Source organism: Cellulomonas sp. KU4C (assembly GCF_056868065.1).
Genome location: NZ_CP200322.1, coordinates 1,570,232 through 1,592,483 on the forward strand (window position 1 = coordinate 1,570,232; position 22,252 = coordinate 1,592,483).

A 22,252-nucleotide genomic window follows, 5' to 3' on the forward strand; every position below is an offset into this window, starting at 1 on the left:
CGACGCGCCGGCGGGTCGCGCGGGGTGGATCCACCCGGGAAGCAGCAGGGGGGGGCACGAGCGGGGTGGGGTGGTAGCACCCAGCGGAGGCGCGGGACATTTCTCGGCAAAGTCGGACATTCTCATCGAAACGCTTCCGCCGCGCGGGTGACGGGCGAGAAAAGTCGCCCGCGCACCTCAGCGACACCCCCGCGGAGCCGATGAGAGGTCTGAGCACGGATCGCTCGCGCAGCAGGCCACGGATCGGCCGACTCAGGACCAACCTCGGTGAGGGTGACCCTGCTATGGGCATGTTCGACTCCGTGAGCTATGTCGCGCTCAACAGCGCGCTCGACGGCCTGGCTCTGCGCCAGCGCGCCATCGCCGAGAACGTGGCGAACATCAACACTCCCGGCTACCAGGCCAAGAAGGTCGCGTTCGAGAGCGAGCTGGCCCGGGCCGTGGACAACCGGTCCGGTGCCGTCACCGCAACGGTCGCGCGCTCCCTGGAGCCGACCCGCACCGACGGGAACAACGTCAACCTCGACGAGGAGACGCTGCTCAACATCGACACCCAGCTGCGCTACCAGCTCGCGACCCAGGCGGTCGACGGCACGTTCTCCAGCGTCCGCGCCGCGATGAGGACCAGCTGATGGGCACGTTCGGGGCGATCGGCATCGCCAGCACCGGCATGACCGTGCACCGCAAGTGGCTCGACGCCGTGAGCGACAACCTCGCGAACCAGAACACGGTCCGGGGCACCGACGAGGAGGCCTACCGGGCCAAGCACGTCATCGCCACCGAGATCGCGTCCGCGGACGGCGGCGGCGTGCAGGTCGCGGGCATCGCGCTCGGCTCCGCCGAGGGCCGCATGGTCTACGAGCCCACCAACCCCCTGGCCGACGACGACGGGTACGTCCGGTACCCCGACGTCGACATGGCCAGCCAGATGACCCAGCTGATCATCGCCCAGCGCGGCTACCAGGCGAACGCGGCGGTCGTCGACCGTGCCCGCGCGTCCTACGAGGCGGCCCTCCAGATCGGACGCAACGCATGAGCATCGACGCGATCGGCGGCGTGACCAGCGTCGCGCCGACCTCCTACCTGTCCGACCTGTCCGGCGTCGCCGGCGCGAGCGGCGTCTCCGGCACGTCCGGTGCCGCCGGCGCCGCCGGGCTCGACGGGGGCTTCGCCTCCGCGCTCGGCGCCCTCGACCACGTCCAGCAGCTGCAGTCGACGAGCAACGCGCTCGCGGTCCAGGCCGTGACCGGCGACCTCGACGACGTGCACGACTACACCGTCGCGTCGTCCGAGGCGAAGCTCGCGCTCGAGCTCACCGCCGCCGTGCGCAACAAGGCCGTCGACGCGTTCACCGAGATCATGAGGATGCAGGCCTGATGCCCGCCCAGGTGAAGTCCCTGTTCGGCCGCATGGGCGGCGCGGTCCAGCAGTTCTCGCTGCCGCAGAAGACGTTCGCGCTGATCGCGCTGGCGGCGCTGCTGCTCGGCGGGTTCGCGCTGTACTCCTGGGCGAGCAAGCCCTCGCTCAGCCCCCTGTTCTCGGGCCTGTCCGCGACGGACGCCTCGGCGGTCGTCGACCAGCTCACGGCGCAGGGCGTGCAGTACGAGCTCGCCGACGGCGGCGGCACGGTCCTGGTGCCGCAGAGCAAGATCTACGACCTGCGGCTGTCGCTCGCCTCGGCGGGCCTGCCCGCGAACTCCGAGGGCGAGGGCTACTCGCTGCTCGACGGGATGTCGATGACGTCCAGCGAGTTCCAGCAGCAGACCACCTACCAGCGCGCCATCGAGGGCGAGCTCGCCAAGACGATCGGCGCCCTGGACGGCGTCGAGTCCGCCGCGGTGAAGCTCGCGCTGCCCGCGGAGACGGTGTTCGTGTCCGAGCAGCAGGACCCGACGGCCTCGGTCGTCGTGCGGACCCGCGCCGGCAAGGACCTCACCACCCCGCAGGTCGAGGCGATCGTGCACCTGGTGTCCGCGGGCATCGAGGGCATGAAGGCCACCGACGTCGCGGTCATCGACTCCACCGGCAAGGTCCTGTCCGAGGTCGGCACCGGCATCACGTCCGGCTCCGGCGACGACGCGACCTCCGCCTACGAGCAGCGGGTCACCGGCGCCGTGCAGGCCATGCTCGACCAGGTGGTCGGCGCGGGGAACTCGACCGTCTCGGTCACCGCCGCGCTCAACCAGGACCAGACGCAGCGCACGTCGGAGGAGTTCGCGGCCCCCGCGGACGTCCCGCCGCTCGGCTCGTCCACCACCGAGGAGACCTACACCGGCACCGGCAGCGGCAACGCGACCGGCGTGCTCGGCCCCGACAACATCGCGGTCCCCAACGGCGAGGGCGACGGCACCGGTTCGTACTCCAAGACCACCGAGGACGTCACCAACGCGGTCAACAAGGTCACCGAGGTCACGACCGTCGCGCCCGGCACCGTGCAGAAGCAGTCGATCGGCGTGCTCGTCGACCAGACCGCCGCGGCCGGCGTCGACCTGACGCAGCTGACCGCGACCCTGACCGCCGCCGCCGGCATCGACGCGGCCCGGGGCGACAGCATCGTGGTGCAGGCGATGGCCTTCGACACCACGGGTGCGGACGCCGCCGCCGAGGCGCTGGCTGCGGCCGACGCCGCCGCGGCCGCCGAGCAGCGCGCGGGTCTGCTGCGCCAGGCGGTCATCGCCGGCGCGCTGCTGCTGATCGCGATCATCGTGGGCATCGTGCTCGCCCGCCGCTCGCGGCGCAGCAAGCGCGAGGCCCTGGACATCGGCGAGCTGCCCCTCATGGAGGGCCCGGACGAGTCCGCCCAGCTCGACGACCTGCCCGAGATCCCGCCGGCCCTGCCGGGCCCGGCCGAGATCGACCCGGTGCAGGAGTCCCTCGCCGTCAAGCGCGCCGAGATCGCCGCGCTCGCCGACGACCAGCCCGAGGAGGTCGCGGACCTCCTGCGCGGCTGGCTCGCACCCGCCGGGCGGCGCTGATGTCGACCGCGATGCTGACCGGCACCCAGAAGGCCGCCATGCTGCTGCTGCAGCTCGGCCGGGAGCGCGCCGCCAAGGTGATGTCCCGCCTCGAGGTCGCGGAGATCGAGGAGCTGACCGCCGAGATCCTGCGCCTGGAGCGCGTCGACCAGACCCTGGCCGACGAGGTCGTCGAGGAGTTCTACTCCGCGTCGATGATCGGCCCGGGCGTCAACGGCGGCCTCGGCTACGCCACCCAGCTGCTCGAGGGCGCGCTGGGCCGGGACGAGGCCGCGGGGATGCTCGAGCGCCTGCAGACCTCGATGGCCGGCCAGCCGTTCGAGTTCCTGCAGAACGCCGACGCCCGCCAGGTGCTGTCGCTGCTGAACGGCGAGCACCCGCAGGCCGTCGCCCTCGTCCTCGCGCACCTGCGCCCCGAGCACGCCTCGGCGATCCTCGCGGGCCTGCCCTCGGACCAGCAGTCCGAGGTCGCGCACCGGATCGCGCTCATGGAGCGCGCCTCGCCGGACGTCGTCGCGGTCATCGCCGAGTCGATGCAGCGCAAGGCGTCCACGGTGCTGACCCCGAACGAGCTCTCCGCGGTCGGCGGCGTCCAGCCGCTGGTCGAGATCATCAACCGCGCCGACCCGACGACCGAGAAGCTGATCCTCGAGGGGCTGCAGAGCCGTGACGAGGCCCTGGCCGACGAGGTCCGCAGCCGGATGTTCGTCTTCGGCGACACCGTCCTGCTCGAGGACCGCGCCATGCAGCTCGTGCTGCGCGCCGTGGAGACCAACGAGCTGTCGGTCGCCCTCAAGGGCGCCGCCCCGGAGGTGCGCGACAAGATCCTGCGCAACCTGTCCGAGCGCGCCCGCGAGAACCTCGAGGAGGAGATCGAGCTGCTCGGCCCCGTCCGCCTGTCCCAGGTGGAGGAGGCGCGCGCCGGCATCGTCCAGGCGATCCGCCGCCTCGAGGAGTCGGGCCAGATCGTGATCCGGCGGGAGGGCGAGGACGAGTATGTCTCCTGACCTGCGCACCTCCGGGTTCACCCAGGCGTACGCCGGCTCCGCGCTCGCGGACCCCGGCGTGCGGGCCGAGGGCTACGCGGCGGGCTACGCCGCCGGGTACGCCGCCGGCGCCCGCGAGGCCGCCCGTGCCGCCCAGGCCGAGGCCGTCCGCGTCCAGCGCGAGCGGGCCGAGGCCGACGTGCGCCGGTCCGCCGAGCACGCCGACTCCCTCGCCGTGCTGGCCGCCGCCGCGCGGGCCGCCGCCGACCGCAGCGCCCCGGTGCTCGCGGCCTCGGAGGCGACCCTGCACGCCGCCGCGGTCGACCTGGCCGAGGCCGTGCTCGGGACCGAGCTCGCCGACGCCCCGACCGCCGCGGTCGCCGCGCTGCGGCGCGTCCGCGCCCAGGACCCGGCGCGTGAGGTGCACACCGTGCGCCTGCACCCCCGCGACCTCGCGGCCGTGCGGACCGCGCTGACCGCCGACGGCTCCGGCTCCGGGGACGTGCTCACCGGCCTGCCCGACCTGACCGGCGTGGAGCTGGCCGCGGATCCGGCGCTCGCGCCCGGCGACGCGGTCGGCGAGTTCCCCGAGGGGTACCTCGACGCGCGGATCGGTGCGGCGCTCGACCGCGCCCGCGCGGCGCTCGCGGACGGCGGTGCGTCCGCGTGAGCACCACGACGAGCACGCTGCTCCCGACGCCCCGCGGCGGCCAGCAGGACCACACCGGCGCCGACGTCACCCCCGCGCCCCTGCCGGGCGCGCCCGTCTGGGGCTCCGCCCTGGCCGTCGCCCGCCCCGAGCGGGTCGGCACGGTCCGCGGCGTCGTCGGCCTGACCGTCGAGGTCGCCGGCACCGGCGCCGCGGTCGGCGAGCTCGTCGGCATCGACACCGGCGCGGGCACCCCCGAGGTCCCCGCCGAGGTGGTCGCCACCGGCCGCGGCACCGCGCACGCCATGCCGCTGGGCCCGACGCACGGCCTGCGGGCCGGCATGCGGGTCCGCCCCCGGGGCACCGCCCTCACCGCCCCCGTCGGCCCCGGCCTGCTCGGCCGCGTGCTGGACGGCCTCGGCCGCCCCATCGACGGCAAGGGCCCGCTGGTCGGCGTGTCCCGCGCCGAGGTCACGGGCCACGCCCCGCACCCGCTGGCCCGCGCCCGGGTCGCGCAGCCGCTGGACCTCGGCGTCCGGGTGCTCGACACCCTGGTCACCGCGGGTCGCGGGCAGCGCCTCGGCCTGTTCGCCGGGTCCGGCGTCGGCAAGTCCTCGCTGCTGTCGATGATCGCGCGCGGCACGGACGCCCAGGTGTCCGTGATCGCCCTCGTCGGCGAGCGTGGTCGCGAGGTGCGCGAGTTCCTCGAGGACGACCTCGGTCCCGAGGGCCTGGCGCGCAGCGTCGTCGTGGTCGCCACCTCGGACGAGCCGCCGCTGGTGCGGCTGCGCTCCGCGTTCGTCGCGACCCGCATCTCCGAGTGGTTCCGCGACCAGGGCGACGACGTCGTGCTGATGATGGACTCGCTGACCCGCGTGGCGATGGCCCAGCGCGAGATCGGCCTGTCCGTCGGCGAGCCGCCCGCCACCCGCGGCTACCCGCCGAGCACCTTCGCGCTGCTCGCCCAGCTGCTCGAGCGGGCGGGCACGGCCGCGTCGGGTTCCGTCACCGGCCTCTACACCGTGCTGGTGGACGGCGACGACCACAACGAGCCGATCGCCGACGCCGCCCGCTCCATCCTGGACGGCCACGTCGTCCTCGAGCGGTCGCTCGCCGTCTCCGGCCACTTCCCCAGCGTGGACGCGCTGGGCTCCATCTCCCGCGTCGCGTCGCGGGTGATCGACCCCGCCCAGAAGGACCTCGCCACCCGGCTGCGCCGCGTGATGGCGGCCCGCCGCCAGGCGCAGGACCTGCTGGACGTCGGCGCGTACGTGGCCGGGTCGAACCCGCTGGTCGACGCGGCCGTCGCGCACGGCGGCGCCATCGACGCGTTCCTGCGCCAGGGCATGGACGAGCGCGCCCCGTCCGCGGACTCCTGGGCGCGCCTCGCCGCGCTCGTCGCCGCGATGGGGGACCTGCCGTGAGCCGCGCGTTCCGCCTGGCCGGGCTGCTGCGTCTGCGCTCGATCGCCGAGGAGCAGGCCGCCGCCCGCCTCGCCACGACCACCCGCGGCCGGGACGCCGCCGCCGCCCGCAGCCGTGCCACCGAGCACGCGCTCGGCGGCGCGGTGTTCCCGTCCGAGACCGACGCGCTCGGCATGCGCGCCGTGATCGCCAGCCGCATGGCGCTGTCCGCGCTGCTGGTCGACGACCGCGCCCGCGTCATGGTGGCGCAGGACGCCGTCGACGTGGCCGACGCCGCGTGGGCGCAGGCCCGCACCCGGACCAGGACGCTCGAGAAGCTGCAGGACAAGCACGAGGCCGCCGCCCGGGTCGAGGAGCAGCGCGCCGAGCAGGTCGTGCTGGACGAGATCGCCGGGCGCCGTGCCGGTGCGCGGACGACCGCCGACGCGGGGGAGGGGGACCGATGACCGACGCCGTCGCCGCGGTCCAGGCCCGGATCGCGCAGATCCGCTCGTACACCGCGCCCGTCCCGGTCGCGACGACCGCCTCGACGTCCATCTCGGCGTCGACCTCGGCGTCCGGCTCGGCGTCCACCTCGGTCGCCGGCTCGACGTCCGGGACCGCGTTCGCCCAGGCGCTCGCGCAGGTCACCGGCACCGCGCCGACCGGTGCGGTCGCCGACGCGGCCTCCGTGCCCGCCGGCGCGCTGTCCACCACCGTCACCGGCCAGGACCTGGTCGAGTCCGCGAAGAAGTACCTCGGCACCCCGTACGTCTGGGGCGGCGAGACCCTCGCGGAGGGCGGCCTGGACTGCTCCGGTCTGGTGCAGCTTCTCCCTCGCGGACCTCGGGGTCACCGGGGTGCCGCGGGTCGCCCGCGACCAGGCCACCCTCGGCCAGGCCGTGCCCTCGCTCGCGCAGGCGCTGCCGGGCGACCTGGTGATCCTGTCCGGCGGCAAGCACATCGGCATCTACGTCGGCGACGGGAAGATGGTCGACGCCCCGAAGCCGGGCAAGGTCGTCACGGTCCGCGACGTCTACGCGGAGCCCACGACCATCCGCCGCATCCTCCCGCAGGCCGCCGCCACCGCCGCGGCGAACCCGCTCACCGGGTCCTCCGCCGCCGCGCTGGCGTCCACCACCGCCGGCCAGAACGCGCTCGCGCTGCTCTCGGGCGGCACCGGCTCCTCGTCCTCGCTCCTGACCTCGTCCCTCTGGGGGGCCACCGCATGACCACCACCTCGCTCACCGCCGTCGCGGCGCGCACCGCCGCGCCCGCCGCCGGCAGCGCCCGCGCCGGGGCCACCGGGTTCGACGCCGTGCTCCAGGGCGCGCTCGCCGCCGCCCCCGCTGAGCGTCCGGCCGAGCGTGCCGCCGACCGCCCGCGCACCACGGACCGCGCGGACGACCGGCGCGCCGACGCCGCACGTCCGGGGGCCGCGCGTCCCGGTGCGGACCGGGCCGACCGTGCCGACCGGACGGACCGCGCCGCTGCCGGCGACCGGAGCCGGGGCACCGACCGCGCCGACCGCGCCGACCGCGCCGCCGCCACCGACCGCGCCGCCGGCACCGCGTCCGCCGACGGCACCGACGCGACCGCGACCGACGACGCCGCGACGGCCACCGCCCCCGAGGGCGACGCCGCCGCCGACGCCCCGACCGTCCCCGTCGCGCCCGTTCCCGTGCCCGCGGCACCGGCCGCCCCGGTCCCCGCGGAGCTCGCCGCGCAGCAGGCGGCGCTCGTCGCCGCGGCCACCCCCGCCGCCGACGCGACCGCAGCGACCACCGCGACCACGTCCGAGCCGGCCGTCGGCGCGGTCGCCGGTGCGGCGGCTCCCACCGCCCCCGTCGCCGCCCCCGCGGCTCCCGTCGCGCCCGGCCAGGCCGCCGCCGACGCCGCACCCACGGCGCCCGCCGACGCGGCCGCCGCGCCGACCGCCGAGGCCCCGACCACGGGGGCCCCGTCCGCCGCCGCGGCCCCCACCGCCGGCACCCCGGCCCCCGCCGCGCAGCCCGCCGCCGACCGGGCGACCGCTGCCGCACTCGCCCCCGTGGCGACCGCCCCGGCCGCCGGCCCGATGACCGACGCCCCCGCCGCCGACGCGGTGACCGCCGCCGCACCCGCGGCCGCCGCCGACGACGCGGCCCCGGCCCCCGTCGCGACGCCCGCCGCCCAGCCGGGCGCGGTCCAGGTCGGCACGGTCCAGCACCGCGTCGCCACCGCGGCCCCGACGGGCACCGTCCCGCTGGCCGACCAGCTCGCCGGCAAGATCGCGGAGCAGGTGCCGGCCCTGCGCGCGGCGGGGAACGGCCAGCACGTGCTGACCCTGGCGGTCGACCCGGAGCACTTCGGGCCGGTGAAGGTGGTCGCGCACATCTCCCCGGAGTCGGTGCGTGTGGAGATCCTCGGCTCGACCGAGGCCTCCCGCGACGCCCTGCGCCAGTCGCTGCCCGACCTGCGCCGCGACCTCGCCGCGAGCGGCCTGTCGTCCGACGTCAGCCTCGGCGGCGACGACGCGTCCGCCCGCGACGGCGCCGCCGCCGGGTCCGACCGCCGGCCGTCCGCCGACCGCGGCACGGTCCGCCCCGCCGTCCTCGGCACCGCCGGCGGCACCACCGCCGACCCCGCCGCCCGCCCGTCCGCCGCCGCCGGCGGCCTCGACCTGCTCGTCTGACCGGAGGAACACCCCCATGACCGTCGAGATCCCGGTGACGTCGTTCGGGACCGCGCGCACCGACGCGGCCGCCGGCACCGCCCCCAAGAAGGAGCTGGACAAGGACACGTTCCTGCAGCTCCTCATCGCCCAGCTCGCCAACCAGGACCCGAGCAGCCCGATGGACACGAGCCAGATGATGGCCCAGACCACGCAGCTCGGGATGATGGAGTCCCTCTCCGAGATCCAGGCCTCGTCCCGCGAGCAGTTCGCGCTGCAGATGCGGATGGCCTCCGCCGACCTGGTCGGCCAGCAGGTCACCTGGACCGACGCCGACGGCAAGGTCCAGTCGGGCGTCGTCGACTCCGTCGACTACTCCGGCTCGGTGCCCGTCCTGGCCATCGGCGCGGAGAAGATCGCGCTCGACTCGATCGCCGGCGTCCGACCGGCCGGAGGCGCACCCGACGCGCCCGAGACCACCCCCGAGTCCACCCCCGCCACCGCCGCCTGACGCGGCCGCTCACCACCTCCCGAAGGGAACCACCATGCTCCGCTCCCTCTTCTCCGGCATCAGCGGCCTGCGCAGCCACCAGACGATGCTCGACGTCACCGGCAACAACATCGCCAACGTCAACACCACCGGCTTCAAGGCGTCCCAGATCCAGTTCCAGGACACCCTGAGCCAGATGCTCAACGCGGCCGCGGCGCCGCAGGGCGGCCAGGGCGGCCAGAACCCGGCGCAGGTCGGCCTCGGCGTGCAGGTCGCCGGCATCACGACCAGCTTCACGCAGGGCGCGGCCCAGCTGACCGGCCGCAGCACCGACATGATGATCTCGGGCGACGGCTTCTTCACCGTCCGCCAGGGCACGCAGCAGTACTACACGCGCGCCGGCTCGTTCGACTTCGACTCCAGCGGCCAGATGGTCCTGCCCGGTGACGGCGCGATCGTCCAGGGCTGGGCCGCCGTGAACGGTGTCGTGGACACCAGCGGCCCCGTCGGCGACATCCGCGTGGGCGTCGGCACCGTCATGCCGGCCAACGCCACGACGCAGGCGCCGTTCGCGGGCAACCTGCAGTCCGACGCCGCCACGGGCACGGTCAAGACGCTCAAGGTCGACGCGTTCGACGCGATCGGCACCAAGCGCGAGATCGAGCTGACCATGACCAAGACGGCGACCGGCTGGACGATGTCGGCCTCGGACGGCACCGCGAACTACGCCGCGACGCCGCTGACGTTCGACGGCTCGGGCAACCTGACCTGGACCGACGGGACCACCGGCAACTCCACGTTCGCGCTCGGCGGCGTCACGGTCGACCTGGCCGGCGTCACCAGCATGGCCGGCGTCGACACCATCAAGGCCGGCAAGCAGGACGGCTACGCCTCCGGCATCCTCGAGTCGTTCTCGCTGGGCTCCGACGGCACCATCACGGGCTCGTTCAGCAACGGCCTCAAGCAGTCGCTCGGCCGCATCGCGCTGGCGTCGTTCACCAACCCGGCCGGTCTGTCCAAGGCGGGCGGCTCGCTGTTCACGACCACGGTGAACTCCGGCGACCCGCAGATCGGCACCGCCGGCACCGGCGGCCGCGGCACGCTGTCCTCCGGCTCGCTCGAGATGAGCAACGTGGACCTGTCCACGGAGTTCACGCAGCTGATCATCGCCCAGCGCGGTTTCCAGGCGAACTCCCGCGTGATCACCACCTCGGACGAGGTCCTGCAGGGCTCGTCAACCTCAAGCGCTGACGCGCACCGGGTGCCCCGCCGCGGTCCGGGCGGGGCACCCGGGACCGGGTCACGGCCCGGACGCTCAACGCTCTGACCTGCACAGACTGCACCGTGCGGGCGTTCTGGGCTGCACTGCGCCGGCTCGTCGACGTCCGCTCACCGGCGTCGCAGTCGCCCCGTGAAAGCCTCATCCGTCCCCGTCGCCAGCCGATGGGAGGGGGGAGCGGCCCACGGAAGGGCCGCCGCGGCGCACCGCGCCGCACACGCACCACCAGGGACGGGACACCGCTGTGATCATCGTGACGCGCCTGAACGGGGCCCAGTTCGGGGTCAACCCCGACCTGCTCCAGCGCGTCGACAGCGCGCCCGACACCATCCTGACCCTCATCGACGGGACGAAGTACATCGTCCGGGAGTCGATGGCCGAGGTCATCGCGCGGGTCAACGAGCACCGCGCCCACCTGCTGGCCCGGGCCCAGGAGATCCAGTCCTCCCCGAGCCCCGCCGTCGAGCTCGTCCGCGACGCCGACGACCAGGCCCCCCACGCCGGGGCGGCCGACGACGACGACGCGGACACCCCGCTCGCCGACCCCGTCCCCCTGCGACCGAGGAGCCGCTGAGATGGATCCCGCCGGTTTCATCGGCCTGGTCGTCGCCTTCGGCGCGATCTTCGGTGCTCTCCTCATGGAGGGCGCCGACCCGATGTCGATCTTCCTGCCCGCACCGCTGCTGCTGGTGTGGGTCGGCACGATCGGCGTGGGCATCGCCGGGCACACCGTGAAGGACGTGATCGCGTCCTACAAGGCCGTGCCGCGTGCCTTCATGAACAAGGTCCCCGACCCGACGACGACCGTGGACACGCTGGTCGACCTGGCCGACCGCGCCCGCCGCGAGGGCCTGCTGGCCCTCGAGGACGCCGCGAAGGACATCGACGACCCGTTCCTGCGCGGTGGCCTCCAGGCCGCCATCGACGGCACGGACCCCGACGACCTGCGCCTGATCCTCGAGGACAAGATCGCGACCAAGCGGACCAAGGAGAAGGTCTGGTCGAAGTACTTCGCCGACATGGGCGGGTACGCGCCGACCATCGGCATCATCGGCACGGTCATCTCCCTGGTGCACGTGCTCGAGAACCTCTCCGACCCCGCCTCCCTCGGGCACTCGATCGCCGCGGCGTTCGTCGCGACCCTCTGGGGCATCCTGTCCGCCAACGTGGTCTGGCTGCCGATCGGCGCCCGGATCAAGCGGTTCTCCGACCTGGAGTGCGCGCAGATGGAGGTCACCCTCGAGGGCCTCCTCGCCGTCCAGGCCGGCGCGAACCCGCGCCTCGTCGGCGAGCGGCTGCGCAGCCTGCTGCCCGACGAGCCCGCCGAGAAGGAAGCGGCGTGAGCGCCGGCGGCCGCGGGCGGGGTCGCCGGGGCGGCGGGCACGAGGAGGAGCACGTCAACCACGAGCGGTGGCTGGTCTCCTACTCCGACATGATCACGGTGCTCATGGCGCTGTTCATCGTCCTGTTCGCGATCAGCCAGGTCGACCAGGAGAAGTACATCGCGCTGCGGTCCTCGCTGGCGGCGGGCTTCGGCGAGGGGTCGATCAGCAGCGCGGCCCTCGAGGGCAGCGCCGGCGTGATGGACGGCACCACCGGCGCGACCGACGGCCCCGAGCAGGGCACCGCCGGCATCGTGGACGTGGACACCGGCCTCGGCGAGCAGGCGGCGAACCCGTCGCCCGAGGTCGCGCCGGACCAGGCGGCCGTCGACGCGTCGGTGCTCGCGGCCGCGCAGGCCGAGGTCGCGCACCTCGAGCAGGTCAAGCAGCAGATCCTGTCCGCGCTCACCGCGCAGAACCTGCAGGACTCGGTGCGGTTCCGCGTCGACGAGCGCGGGCTCGTGCTGGGCCTGGTCGCCGACGACGTGTTCTTCGCCCAGGGCTCCGCGCAGCTGACGCCGACCGCGATGTCCGTCCTCGACGTGGCCTCGCCGACGATCGTCGCGCTGCAGGAGCCGGTGTCGGTGGAGGGCCACGCGAACACGGTCCCGATCTCCGGGCGGTACGCGACCAACTGGAGCTGTCGTCCGACCGCGCCACCCAGGTGCTCCGGCACATGGTGGAGCGCGACGGCATGCCGGGCACCCGCATCCAGGCGGTGGGCTACGGCGACACCCGACCCCTCGTGAACGGGACGGGTGAGGACGCGATGACCGCCAACCGGCGGGTCGACATGGTGATTCTCAGCGCGGCACCGGAGGCGGTCCGCGCGCTGCTGCCCGCAGTGGCAGCCGGCAACGTGACGGGAGGGTAGGGGCTATGCCCATCGAGCAGCGTGTGATCGGCGGCGGCCAGAAGATCGGCGGCGCCAAGGGCGGGGCGATCGGCGCCAAGAAGGACGCCCCGGCGCCCGAGCCGGAACCGGTCAAGAAGAGCAAGAAGAAGCTGTTCATCGGCCTCATCGCCGGTGTGCTGGTCCTGGGCGGCGCGGCCGCGTACTACTTCCTGGGCATGGCGGGCGGCGGCGAGGCCGAGGCGGCCGAGCCGGAGCCCGAGCCCGGCGCGGTCGTGGCGGTCGAGCCCATCAGCCTGAACCTCGCGCAGGGGCACTACCTGCGCCTCGGGTTCTCGCTCCAGATGACCCTCGACGCCGGGGGGCACGGCGACCCCGACCCCGGCAAGGCGGTGGACGCGGCGATCGCCCTGTTCTCCGGCCGGACCGTGGCCGAGATCAGCGACCCCGCGACCCGCGAGACCCTCAAGCACGAGTTCCTCGTCGAGCTCGAGGAGCTGTACCACGGAGAGGTGATGGACGTCTATCTGACGAACTACGTCACCCAGTGACCCACCCGTGACGGCCCGCGCGGCGACGCGCGACCCGTCCGACCCGCCGCCGGCGGCCCTGTGACCAGGGCCGTCGGCCGCCGGTGAACCACGGCGCCACGGAGGGCGCCACATCGCTCCGCAGCAGGCGCGGCCCATGGAGGGCGGCGGGCGGAGATGTTCGCGGGAAGACCCCTCACATCACCCGTTCGCGCGCCGATGAGGGAACTCGTGACGGTCCACACCACGGGTCAGGCCCCGGCGCGCTCGCGCCGACGCACCCACCTCCCCGAGCCCTACGACTTCCGTCGTCCGATGACGATGGCCCGCGAGCACGCCCGCGTGCTCGAGATGGCCTTCGAGACGTTCGCGCGGCAGTGGGGCAACCAGCTGACGGCGCGCCTGCGGGTGATGGCCCAGGTCAACCTGGACGGCCTCAGCCTCAGCACCTACGACGAGTACGTGCGCGGCCTGCCGGGCACCACCGCGATGATGCTGTGCACGATCGAGCAGAGCCGGCAGACCGCCGTCGTCCAGGTGCCGGTGAGCACCACGATGGTGTGGATCGACTACCTGCTCGGCGGCCCCGGCAGCGGCGACGCCCGCGAGGACCGCGAGCTCACCGAGATCGAGCTCACCCTGCTCCGCGGCGTCATGCAGGCCGCCCTCGGCGACCTCGGCTACGCGTTCTCCGCGCTGACCCCGCTCGACGTCACGCTGCGCACCGTGCAGTACAACCCGCAGTTCGTGCAGGCCGTCCCGGCCTCCGACGCGGTGCTCGTCGCCACGTTCCAGATGCGCGTGGGGGAGCGCGAGGACCTCGCGACCGTCATGTTCCCCGCCGAGCTCCTGCTCGCCGCCGTCCGGCAGACCGACGGCGCGAGCGGCCGGTCCGCCGAGGACCAGCGCGCCTACGAGCTCGCCGTCCTCGACCTGGAGGCCGCCGTCGAGGAGGTCCCCGTCGAGGTGGCCGTCCGGTTCGCGCCGGTCGTCGTCCGTCCCCGCGACGTCGTGCACCTCGCGGTCGGCGACGTCGTCCCCCTGTCCCACCCGTCGTCCCAGCCGCTCGACGTGGTGGTGGACGGTGTCGTGCTCGCACGCGCCGCCGCCGGGAACAACGGCTCCCGTCTCGCCTGCATGGTCGTCACCGTCGAGGAGAAGCACTGATGAACGCCGTCCCCACCGCCGAGGCCACCGACGCGGCCGTCGCGCTCGCCGCCGCCACCGCGGCTGCCCGCCTGCTGCCCGCCGTCGCCCCCCTGATGCCGGTCCCGGCCCCCGCCGGCCAGCGCCCCGACGCCGACGCCCTCGCGGTCGTCGCGTCGTTCGTCGGCCCGAACAGCGCCGACGTGGTGCTCGTCGCCGACGAGGCCGTCCGCGAGGCCCTGGCCGCCGGCGCCCCCGACGGCAGCCCGCTGGACCTCGCGGCCGCGCTGCGCCCCGCCCTGGAGGCCGCGGTCGCCGAGCTCGGCGCCGGCGTCCTCGAGGCCGCCCGCACCGAGACCGTCGCCGTCGCCCTGCCCGCCGACGCGCACCTGGTCGCGCTGGCCACCGACGACGGCATCCAGGCCTGGTTCGGCCTGCGTCTGCGCAGTGAGCCCGCCGCCGCGGTGCCCGGCGTCCCGACGCAGCGCGCCAGCCTGAACGTGCTCTACGACGTCGAGATGACGCTGACCGCCGAGCTCGGCCGCACCAAGCTGCCGGTCCGCCAGGTCCTCGAGCTGACCCCCGGCGCCGTGCTGGAGCTGGACCGCGCCGCGGGCAGCCCCGCCGACGTCATGGTCAACGGCCGCCTGATCGCCCGCGGCGAGGTCGTCGTGATCGACGAGGAGTTCGGCATCCGCATCACCGAGATCGCGCGTGGCGAGGACGGCGCCCTCTGATGGAGACCGCCGTCCTGGGCCTGCGCGTCCTCCTGGCGCTGGCGTGCGTGGTCGGGCTCATCTGGGTCCTCGCGCGCCGCGCCGGGTGGGGCAAGGGGCGCCGTCGTCCCGCCGGCCCGGCCGTCGAGGTCGTCGGGCGCCAGGCGCTCGGCCGCCACGCCGGGGTCGCCGTGATCGCGGTCGGCAACCGCCGGCTGCTGCTCGGCTACGGCGAGCAGAACGTCACCATGCTCACCGAGCTGGCGCCCGCGCCGGCCGAGGTGCCCGCGCCCGCCGCCGACACGACCCCCGCGGGGCCCCCGATGACGCTCGGCGCGCTCGCCGCCGCCGTGCTGCCGACCCCCCGCGGGCCGCGCACGCCCCGGACGCCCCGGGCGGCCCGCGCCACCCGCAGCGCGGTCCCGGCCGGCGACGCGTTCGCCGAGGTGCTGGCCGACGCCGAGCGCGCCGTCCCGGCCACGCCGGCGACGCCCGCCACCGCCGCCGCGTCCGCCACGGCCGCCGCGTCCGCCTCGGCCGCCGCCGCCCTGGCCGCCGCGGCCGTCATCCCCGTCGACCCGGCCCGGCCGCAGGACGCCGCCCGCGTCGAGCGGGTCGCCGAGCCCGTCGGCGCCGGTGCGCTGCACGGCTCCGTGCTGGCGCCCTCCACCTGGAAGCAGGCCGTCGCGGTGCTGCGCGAGCGGACGGTGCGCCGGTGACCGCCGACCTGGGCCGACCCACCCGCGCCCGCACCTCCCGCGCCCGCACGTGGCCGCTCGTGCTGCTCGCCGTCCTCGCGCTGGCCGTCGTCATGGTCGCGCTGGGCTCGGGCGTCGCGCACGCCGCGCCCACGCCCCCGACCGACCCCGCCGCGCCCACCGCCCCGGCGATGCCCGGCACCGGCGAGGTCTCCGTCGCCATCAACGGCGTCAACGGCACCCCCGGCAGCTCGCTCGTCGTGCTCATCGGCATCACGCTGCTGTCGGTCGCGCCGTCGCTGCTGCTGATGATGACCGGGTTCACCAAGATCTTCGTGGTGCTGTCCCTCACCCGGAACGCGCTCGGCCTCACGACCGTGCCGCCCAACCAGGTGATCGCCGGCCTCGCGCTGTTCCTCAGCCTGTTCGTGATGGCCCCGGTGCTGTCCGACGTCAACACCGAGGCCGTCCAGCCCTACCTCGACGGCAGCATGGACTTCCAGACGGCGCTCGACGCCGGCTCGGGCCCGCTGCGCGAGTACATGCTCGGCCACACCCGCGAGCAGGACCTGGCGCTGATCACCCGCGCCGCCGACCAGCCGAACCCCGAGGACGCCGCGTCCGTCCCGATGCTCACGCTGATCCCCGCGTTCATGCTCTCCGAGCTGCGGTCCGCGTTCATCATCGGGTTCGTCATCTTCATCCCGTTCCTGGTCATCGACCTGGTCGTGTCCTCGGTGCTGATGTCGATGGGCATGATGATGCTCCCGCCCGTGATGGTCTCGCTGCCGTTCAAGCTGCTGCTGTTCGTGCTGGTCGACGGGTGGGGCCTGATCGTCACCGCCCTCATCGGCGCCGCGTCCGGCGGGGGTGGCTGATGGACACCGCAGCCGTCCTCGACATCGGTCTCGACGCCCTGATCGTCGCCGCCAAGCTCTGCGCGCCCGTCCTCATCACGGCGCTGGTCGTCGGCTTCTCGGTCTCGCTGGTGCAGTCGGTCACCCAGATCCAGGAGGTGACGCTGTCCTTCGTCCCGAAGGCCATCGCCGCCGCCCTCGCCCTGCTGGTCTGCGGGCACTGGATGATCGCCGAGCTGGTGTCGTTCACCGAGCAGCTGTTCGCCCGCATCCCCAGCCTGCTGGGCGGCTGACGCGCGATGGACCTGACCCTGTCCCTGGCCGCGGTGCAGACCGCGATGCTCGCGGGAGTGCGGTTCGCCGCGTTCTTCGCCGTGGCACCGCCGTTCGCGCACCGCGGCATCCCGGGCGCCGTGAAGGCCATGCTGTCGGTGGGGCTGGCCCTGGCCGTCCTGCCGCGGCTGGACCTCGCGGCGACCGCGAGCACGGGGCAGTTCGTCGGGGCGCTCGTCCTGGAGGCCACGGTCGGCGCCGCGCTCGGGTTCCTGGTGTCGCTGCTGTTCGCCGCCGTGCAGGCCGCGGGCAACCTCATCGACCTGTTCGGCGGGTTCCAGCTCGCCCAGGCGTTCGACCCGCAGAACATGACGTCCGGCGCGCAGTTCGCCCGGCTCTACAACATGACCTGCCTGGTGCTGCTGTTCGTCTCCGGCGCCTACCAGGTGCTGGTCGCGGGCCTGGCCCGGTCGTTCGACGCGGTGCCCGTCGGCGCCGGCCTCGACCTCACGAAGATGGCCTCGGCGGTCACCACGGGGCTGACCGACATGTTCCTCGCGGCCCTGCAGATCGGCGGCCCGCTGCTGGTCGTGCTGTTCCTCACCGACGCGGGCCTCGGCCTGCTGACCCGGGTGTCGCCCGCGCTGAACGCGTTCGCGATGGGCTTCCCGCTGAAGATCTTGATGACCGTCACGTTCGCCGGGTTCGCGTACCTGGCGCTGCCGGGCGTCGTGAACAACCTCGCGCAGCACGCCGTCGAGGCCATGATGAAGGTGGCCTCGTGAGCGGCGGCGGGGACGCGGGGGAGAAGTCCGAGAAGGCCACAGCCCAGCGGATGAAGAAGGTCCACGAGGACGGGAAGCTTCTCCCGGTCCCAGGACCTGTCCGCGTGGCTCGGCCTCACCGCCGCGGCCGTCATGCTGCCCGGCACCGTGAGCCGCGGCTCCGAGGCGGCCCAGCAGCAGCTGCACGCCGTCACCCAGGCCATCGCGTCCCCGGACGCCGGCACGGTCACCGAGCTGCTCGGCGACGGCCTGTGGTCCGTGGTCGGCACCATCGCCCCGATGCTCGCGGTCGTCGCGCTCACGGTCATCGTCGTGGCCGTCGCCCAGGGCGGCGTGCACGTGAAGAAGATGAAGCCCAACGTCCAGCAGTTCAACCCGGTCTCCGGCGTGAAGCGGCTGTTCGGCGGGCAGGCCTGGTGGGAGGGCGCCAAGACGCTGCTGAAGACCGCGGTCGTCGGGATGGTGCTCTACCTGGCCGTGCAGGCGCTCGTCCCGCAGCTGATGGGCACCGGCCGGATCCCCCTCGAGCACATGCTCGCGGTGGCCGGCTCGGGCATCAAGCAGCTCCTGGTCTGGGGCATCGCGGCGGGCGTGCTGCTCGCGGCGATCGACGTGCTCGTCGTCATGAAGCGCAACCGCAAGCAGACGCGCATGTCCCGCCAGGAGATCAAGGAGGAGAACAAGCGCACCGAGGGCGACCCGCTGGTCAAGGGCCACATCCGGTCCAAGCAGATGGCGATGAGCCGCAACCGCATGATGGCCGCGGTCGCCGACGCGGACGTGGTGATCGTCAACCCGACCCACGTCGCCGTCGCCCTGAAGTACGTCCCCGGCGGCGGTGCCCCGCGCCTCGTCGCCAAGGGCGCCGGTGCCGTCGCGGGCAAGATCCGCGAGCAGGCCACCGAGCACCGCGTCCCGATGGTCGAGGACATCCCGCTGGCCCGCGCGCTGCACGCCGCGTGCGCCGTGGACCAGGAGATCCCCGCGTACCTGTTCTCCGCCGTCGCCCGCGTGCTGGCGTTCGTCATGCAGCTGAAGCGGCGCGGCGCCGCGCTCGGCAAGCACACCATCCCGGGCGGCTCGGTCGCCCCCGAGGACGTCCCGACCACCGTGGCCGCCGCACGGCGCCGGGCCCGCGCCGACAAGGCCGAGGCCCGCGACGCGGCGCAGGCGAGCGCATGAGCGCCGCCGCCCGCACCCCGCACCCGCTCCCGCTCCCGCTCCACCCCGTGAATGAGGTCCAGCGATGAAGAACCGGCAGATCGCCCAGCTCGCCGTCCCGGTGGGCGTGGTCGGCATCGTGCTGCTGCTCGTGGTGCCGCTGCCCGCGGCGCTGCTCGACGTCCTGATCGCCGTGAACATCACGGCGTCCCTGGTCATCCTGCTCACCAGCATGTACGTGCAGCGGCCGCTGGACTTCAGCGTGTTCCCGTCGCTGATCCTCGTGTTCACGCTGTTCCGGCTGGGGCTGAACGTCGCGTCCACCCGGCTGGTGCTGCGCGACGGCTACGCGGGCGCGGTGATCGACGCGTTCGGCCACTTCGTCGTCGGCGGCTCGCTCGTCATCGGCCTGGTGATCTTCCTGATCCTCGTCGTCATCCAGTTCGTCGTCATCACCAACGGCGCCGGCCGCGTCGCCGAGGTCGGCGCGCGGTTCACCCTCGACGCGATGCCCGGCAAGCAGATGGCCATCGACGCCGACCTGAACTCCGGCCTGATCGACGAGGACACCGCCCGCAAGCGCCGCGCGGACGTCACCGCCGAGGCCGACTTCTACGGGGCGATGGACGGTGGGTCCAAGTTCGTCAAGGGCGACGCGATCGCCGGCATCATCATCACGGTCATCAACCTCGTCGGCGGCTTCGTCATCGGCATCATGCAGATGGGCCTCACGTTCCCCGAGGCGCTGGAGAAGTTCAGCCTGCTCACCATCGGCGACGGCCTGGTCACCCAGATCCCCGCCCTGCTGCTGTCCGTCTCCACCGGCATCGTCGTCACCCGCGCCACCGCCGAGGGCGACATGGGCACCGCGGCGTCCAAGCAGCTCGGCCAGTCCCGCACCGCCCTGCTGATCGCCGGGTGCGGCGCGATCGCCCTGGCGCTGCTGCCCGGGATGCCGAAGCTGCCGTTCGTGCTCGTCGGCGGCACGCTGCTCGTCGTCGCGCAGCGGATCAAGGCCACCGCGGCCAAGGAGGCCAAGGACGCCGAGTCCGCCGCCGCGTCCACCGCGACCGCCGCGCCCACGTCCAACGACACCCCCGAGGCGCTCATCGAGCAGATGCGCGTGCACACCCTCGAGATCCTGCTCGCGCCCGACCTGGTCGACATGGTCGGCAACGGCCCCGACCAGGACCTGCTGCACCGCGTCCGCGGCCTGCGCCGCAAGATCGCGATGGAGCTCGGCATCGTCGTCCCGCCGGTCCGCACCCGCGACTCCGTCGACCTGCCCCGCTCGACCTACGTGGTGCGGATCGCCGGCGTCGAGGTCGGCCGCGGCGAGGTGCCCCCGGGCCGGATCCTCGCGCTCGGCGACGACCTCGCCGCGCTGCCCGGCCAGTCCGTGGTCGAGCCCGTGTTCGGACTGCCCGGCAAGTGGGTCGCCGCCGAGCTGCGGCACGCCGCCGAGATGGCCGGCGCCACCGTCGTCGACCGGGTGTCCGTGCTCATCACCCACCTCGGCTCGATCATCACCAAGAACGCCCCGCGCCTCCTGGGCCGCGAGGACGTCCGGGTGCTCACCGAGGGCGTCAAGCAGGTCAACCCGTCGGTCGTCGAGGAGCTCGTGCCCGGCCTGATGTCGCTCGGCGAGGTGCAGCGCGTGCTCCAGGGGCTGCTCGCCGAGGAGGTCCCGATCCGCGACCTCGGCCGGATCTACGAGGCCCTGACGCTGCGCGCCAAGGTCGGCACCGACCCCGAGGGTCTGATCGAGGCCGCCCGCGGCGCGCTCGGCCCGGCCCTGTCCACCCAGTACGTGCAGGACGGCGTGCTCCGGGTGCTCACGCTCGACCCGGTGTTCGAGCAGCGAGCTCGTCGAGGCCCTGCGCCCGTCGGACTCCGGCACCCAGATCGTCACCGACCCCACCCGCCTCGAGGCCATGCTGGAGCGGCTGCGCGTCGCCGTCACGGACGCCGAGGCGACCGGCCGGTCGGTCGTGCTGGTGTGCGCGCCCGCCCTGCGGCCGGCGCTGCGCAAGGTCGTCATCCTGGCGCTCGACCGCCTCGCCGTGCTCTCCTACGCCGAGGTGACCGGTGGCGGCACCCGGATCGAGACGGTGGGGGTGATCAGCGGTGCCCACGCGATTGCTGCTTGAGGGGGCCGACCTGGCCGAGCTCATGGTGCACGTGCGCGAGGAGTTCGGGCCCACCGCCCGGATCGTCCGCGCCGAGCGGGTCCGCACCGGCGGGATCGCCGGGTTCTTCGCCCGCGAGCGCTACGAGCTCACCATCGACGTGCCCGACGCCGCGCCGGCCGGCACGCCCAGCCTGCTGCGCCGCCGGGGGATCGTGCCCGCGGGCGTCGGCGGGATCGACGCCCTGCTCGCCGCGGCCGACGCGGCCGACGACGGGTTCGACGGCCCCGCGGGGTCCGACGTCCTCGCGCCCGCGCCGCCCGGCGGGGTCCCCGAGGCCCGCGGGCCGCGGGTGTCCACCGGCGAGGAGTCCTTCGCGTCCGTCCTGGAGCAGGTGCGCGCGATGACCGGCGCCGTCGCCCCGGACCACCAGATCGAGGTGCCGCCGCCGGCCGTGGCACCGGGTGCGGCGGGTGCGGTGGCGGGTGGCGGGTACGCGCCGGACGCCGGGACCCGCACCTTCGAGCCGTTCACCGCGCCCGTCGTCGGCGGCCCGGGGCTGTCGGTGCTGCCCGCCCAGGCGGCCGCGCCCGCCGTCGAGCAGACCCCCGCGGCGCCGGGCGCCGTCACCCGCGCGGCGCTCGCGGACCTCGGCGTGCCGACCGCGCTGCTCGCCGCCGTCGGCGACGGCCCCGTCGAGCTGTCCCGCCTGCTCGCCGCCGTGCCCCCCGCGCCGCCGCAGCCCCGCGACCCCGGCAGCGTGCTCGTCGTCGCCGGCCCGCCGGAGGACGCGGTCCGCGTCGCCGAGCTGCTGGCCCTGCGCACCGGGTCGGGGGAGGTCGTGGTCGCCGGCGACGGGGACGCCGCCGGGACCGCACGGCGCCTCGGGTCCGCCGCCGCCGCCCAGCGGTGGCGCACCGACCGGCCCGAGTCCGACGGGGTGACGGTGGTCGCCCTCGGCGTCCGCCCGGGCCGTGCCCGCGAGGAGGCCGCCGCCGAGCTGCTGGCCGCCCTCGCGCCGGACCAGGTGTGGGGGGTCATCGACGCCCGCAGCAAGGCGCGTGACTGCGTCCGCTGGATCGCCGCCGTCGGCGCCCGGCGCCGGGTCGACGCCCTCGCGGTCGGCGGCCTGTTCGAGACCAGCGAGCCCGGCACCGTCCTGGGCCTCGGCGTGCCGGTCGCGTGGATCGACGGGGTCCCCGCGTCCCGCGTCGCCTGGGCCGCGGCCCTCGGCGAGCACCTCCCCGCCGGCACCGTCTGGGGCTGACCCCCGCGGCGCGCCCCCCG

The 22,252-nt window shown here is 74.7% G+C and carries 24 protein-coding genes and 2 pseudogenes; all 26 read left to right on the forward strand.

Annotated elements, in window-relative coordinates:
• Nucleotides 1–290: 290 nt before the first annotated feature.
• The 26 genes and pseudogenes from AC1VL8_RS07460 (at nucleotide 291) to AC1VL8_RS07585 (ending at nucleotide 22,232) form a co-directional block, all read left to right on the forward strand.
• Nucleotides 291–632, forward strand: coding sequence for a flagellar basal body rod protein FlgB (locus tag AC1VL8_RS07460; protein WP_389234038.1), 342 nt, complete (start codon nucleotides 291–293; stop codon nucleotides 630–632).
• Complete coding sequence (gene flgC / locus AC1VL8_RS07465) at nucleotides 632–1,036, forward strand: flagellar basal body rod protein FlgC (RefSeq protein WP_389232808.1); 405 nt, start codon at nucleotides 632–634, stop codon at nucleotides 1,034–1,036. Before AC1VL8_RS07460 ends, flgC begins: the two co-directional genes overlap by 1 nt.
• On the forward strand, nucleotides 1,033–1,377 hold the full coding sequence (gene fliE, locus AC1VL8_RS07470) for a flagellar hook-basal body complex protein FliE (protein WP_483074716.1): 345 nt from the start codon (nucleotides 1,033–1,035) through the stop codon (nucleotides 1,375–1,377). Before flgC ends, fliE begins: the two co-directional genes overlap by 4 nt.
• Complete coding sequence (gene fliF / locus AC1VL8_RS07475) at nucleotides 1,377–2,975, forward strand: flagellar basal-body MS-ring/collar protein FliF (RefSeq protein ID WP_483074717.1); 1,599 nt, start codon at nucleotides 1,377–1,379, stop codon at nucleotides 2,973–2,975. Before fliE ends, fliF begins: the two co-directional genes overlap by 1 nt.
• Nucleotides 2,975–3,982 (forward strand): flagellar motor switch protein FliG, encoded by a 1,008-nt coding sequence (gene fliG, locus AC1VL8_RS07480; RefSeq protein ID WP_483074718.1) that lies wholly within the window; start codon nucleotides 2,975–2,977, stop codon nucleotides 3,980–3,982. Before fliF ends, fliG begins: the two co-directional genes overlap by 1 nt.
• The gene (locus tag AC1VL8_RS07485; RefSeq protein ID WP_483074719.1) at nucleotides 3,972–4,631 is read left to right on the forward strand and encodes a FliH/SctL family protein; all 660 of its coding nucleotides are present in this window, start codon (nucleotides 3,972–3,974) and stop codon (nucleotides 4,629–4,631) included. The genes fliG and AC1VL8_RS07485 overlap by 11 nt, the downstream gene beginning before the upstream one ends.
• Before the next feature lie 80 nt (nucleotides 4,632–4,711).
• A complete protein-coding gene (locus tag AC1VL8_RS07490) occupies nucleotides 4,712–6,034 on the forward strand; it encodes a FliI/YscN family ATPase (RefSeq protein ID WP_483076206.1) in 1,323 nt (440 codons plus the stop codon).
• Nucleotides 6,031–6,480: a flagellar FliJ family protein gene (locus AC1VL8_RS07495; RefSeq protein WP_483074720.1), complete on the forward strand. Its 450-nt coding sequence runs from the start codon at nucleotides 6,031–6,033 to the stop codon at nucleotides 6,478–6,480. Before AC1VL8_RS07490 ends, AC1VL8_RS07495 begins: the two co-directional genes overlap by 4 nt.
• 393 nt (nucleotides 6,481–6,873) lie before the next feature.
• Nucleotides 6,874–7,245, forward strand: a complete 372-nt coding sequence (locus tag AC1VL8_RS07500; protein WP_483074721.1) for a C40 family peptidase — start codon at nucleotides 6,874–6,876, stop codon at nucleotides 7,243–7,245.
• Nucleotides 7,242–8,687 (forward strand): flagellar hook-length control protein FliK, encoded by a 1,446-nt coding sequence (locus AC1VL8_RS07505; protein WP_483074722.1) that lies wholly within the window; start codon nucleotides 7,242–7,244, stop codon nucleotides 8,685–8,687. The genes AC1VL8_RS07500 and AC1VL8_RS07505 overlap by 4 nt, the downstream gene beginning before the upstream one ends.
• 16 nt (nucleotides 8,688–8,703) lie before the next feature.
• Nucleotides 8,704–9,177, forward strand: coding sequence for a flagellar hook capping FlgD N-terminal domain-containing protein (locus AC1VL8_RS07510; protein ID WP_483074723.1), 474 nt, complete (start codon nucleotides 8,704–8,706; stop codon nucleotides 9,175–9,177).
• Between the two features lie 34 nt (nucleotides 9,178–9,211).
• A pseudogene (locus AC1VL8_RS07515) lies at nucleotides 9,212–10,407 on the forward strand (flagellar hook protein FlgE).
• Nucleotides 10,408–10,679: 272 nt separating this feature from the next.
• Entirely contained in the window at nucleotides 10,680–11,009 is a 330-nt protein-coding gene (locus AC1VL8_RS07520; protein WP_483074724.1) for a flagellar FlbD family protein, read from the forward strand.
• A gap of 1 nt (nucleotide 11,010) precedes the next feature.
• Nucleotides 11,011–11,778 (forward strand): motility protein A, encoded by a 768-nt coding sequence (locus AC1VL8_RS07525; protein ID WP_389232776.1) that lies wholly within the window; start codon nucleotides 11,011–11,013, stop codon nucleotides 11,776–11,778.
• The gene (locus AC1VL8_RS07530) at nucleotides 11,775–12,566 is read left to right on the forward strand and encodes a flagellar motor protein MotB (RefSeq protein ID WP_483074725.1); all 792 of its coding nucleotides are present in this window, start codon (nucleotides 11,775–11,777) and stop codon (nucleotides 12,564–12,566) included. The genes AC1VL8_RS07525 and AC1VL8_RS07530 overlap by 4 nt, the downstream gene beginning before the upstream one ends.
• Complete coding sequence (locus AC1VL8_RS07535) at nucleotides 12,494–12,691, forward strand: hypothetical protein (protein WP_483074726.1); 198 nt, start codon at nucleotides 12,494–12,496, stop codon at nucleotides 12,689–12,691. The genes AC1VL8_RS07530 and AC1VL8_RS07535 overlap by 73 nt, the downstream gene beginning before the upstream one ends.
• Nucleotides 12,692–12,696: 5 nt before the next feature.
• Nucleotides 12,697–13,221: a flagellar basal body-associated FliL family protein gene (locus tag AC1VL8_RS07540; protein ID WP_483074727.1), complete on the forward strand. Its 525-nt coding sequence runs from the start codon at nucleotides 12,697–12,699 to the stop codon at nucleotides 13,219–13,221.
• A gap of 210 nt (nucleotides 13,222–13,431) precedes the next feature.
• A complete protein-coding gene (locus AC1VL8_RS07545) occupies nucleotides 13,432–14,367 on the forward strand; it encodes a FliM/FliN family flagellar motor switch protein (RefSeq protein WP_389232767.1) in 936 nt (311 codons plus the stop codon).
• A complete protein-coding gene (gene fliN / locus AC1VL8_RS07550; RefSeq protein WP_483074728.1) occupies nucleotides 14,367–15,083 on the forward strand; it encodes a flagellar motor switch protein FliN in 717 nt (238 codons plus the stop codon). Before AC1VL8_RS07545 ends, fliN begins: the two co-directional genes overlap by 1 nt.
• Nucleotides 15,083–15,781 carry a FliO/MopB family protein gene (locus tag AC1VL8_RS07555; protein WP_483074729.1) on the forward strand — a complete coding sequence of 233 codons (699 nt, stop codon included), beginning with the start codon at nucleotides 15,083–15,085 and terminating at the stop codon, nucleotides 15,779–15,781. Before fliN ends, AC1VL8_RS07555 begins: the two co-directional genes overlap by 1 nt.
• The gene (gene fliP / locus AC1VL8_RS07560) at nucleotides 15,778–16,638 is read left to right on the forward strand and encodes a flagellar type III secretion system pore protein FliP (RefSeq protein WP_483074730.1); all 861 of its coding nucleotides are present in this window, start codon (nucleotides 15,778–15,780) and stop codon (nucleotides 16,636–16,638) included. Before AC1VL8_RS07555 ends, fliP begins: the two co-directional genes overlap by 4 nt.
• Complete coding sequence (gene fliQ / locus AC1VL8_RS07565) at nucleotides 16,638–16,910, forward strand: flagellar biosynthesis protein FliQ (protein WP_389232755.1); 273 nt, start codon at nucleotides 16,638–16,640, stop codon at nucleotides 16,908–16,910. Before fliP ends, fliQ begins: the two co-directional genes overlap by 1 nt.
• 6 nt (nucleotides 16,911–16,916) lie before the next feature.
• Nucleotides 16,917–17,675 carry a flagellar biosynthetic protein FliR gene (locus AC1VL8_RS07570; RefSeq protein ID WP_389232752.1) on the forward strand — a complete coding sequence of 253 codons (759 nt, stop codon included), beginning with the start codon at nucleotides 16,917–16,919 and terminating at the stop codon, nucleotides 17,673–17,675.
• Between the two features lie 96 nt (nucleotides 17,676–17,771).
• Nucleotides 17,772–18,857: an EscU/YscU/HrcU family type III secretion system export apparatus switch protein gene (locus AC1VL8_RS07575; protein WP_483076207.1), complete on the forward strand. Its 1,086-nt coding sequence runs from the start codon at nucleotides 17,772–17,774 to the stop codon at nucleotides 18,855–18,857.
• A gap of 64 nt (nucleotides 18,858–18,921) precedes the next feature.
• Nucleotides 18,922–20,986 (forward strand): annotated as a pseudogene (locus tag AC1VL8_RS07580) (flagellar biosynthesis protein FlhA).
• On the forward strand, nucleotides 20,964–22,232 hold the full coding sequence (locus AC1VL8_RS07585; RefSeq protein ID WP_483074731.1) for a hypothetical protein: 1,269 nt from the start codon (nucleotides 20,964–20,966) through the stop codon (nucleotides 22,230–22,232). The pseudogene AC1VL8_RS07580 and the gene AC1VL8_RS07585 overlap by 23 nt, the downstream one beginning before the upstream one ends.
• The last annotated feature ends 20 nt before the right edge of the window (nucleotides 22,233–22,252 follow it).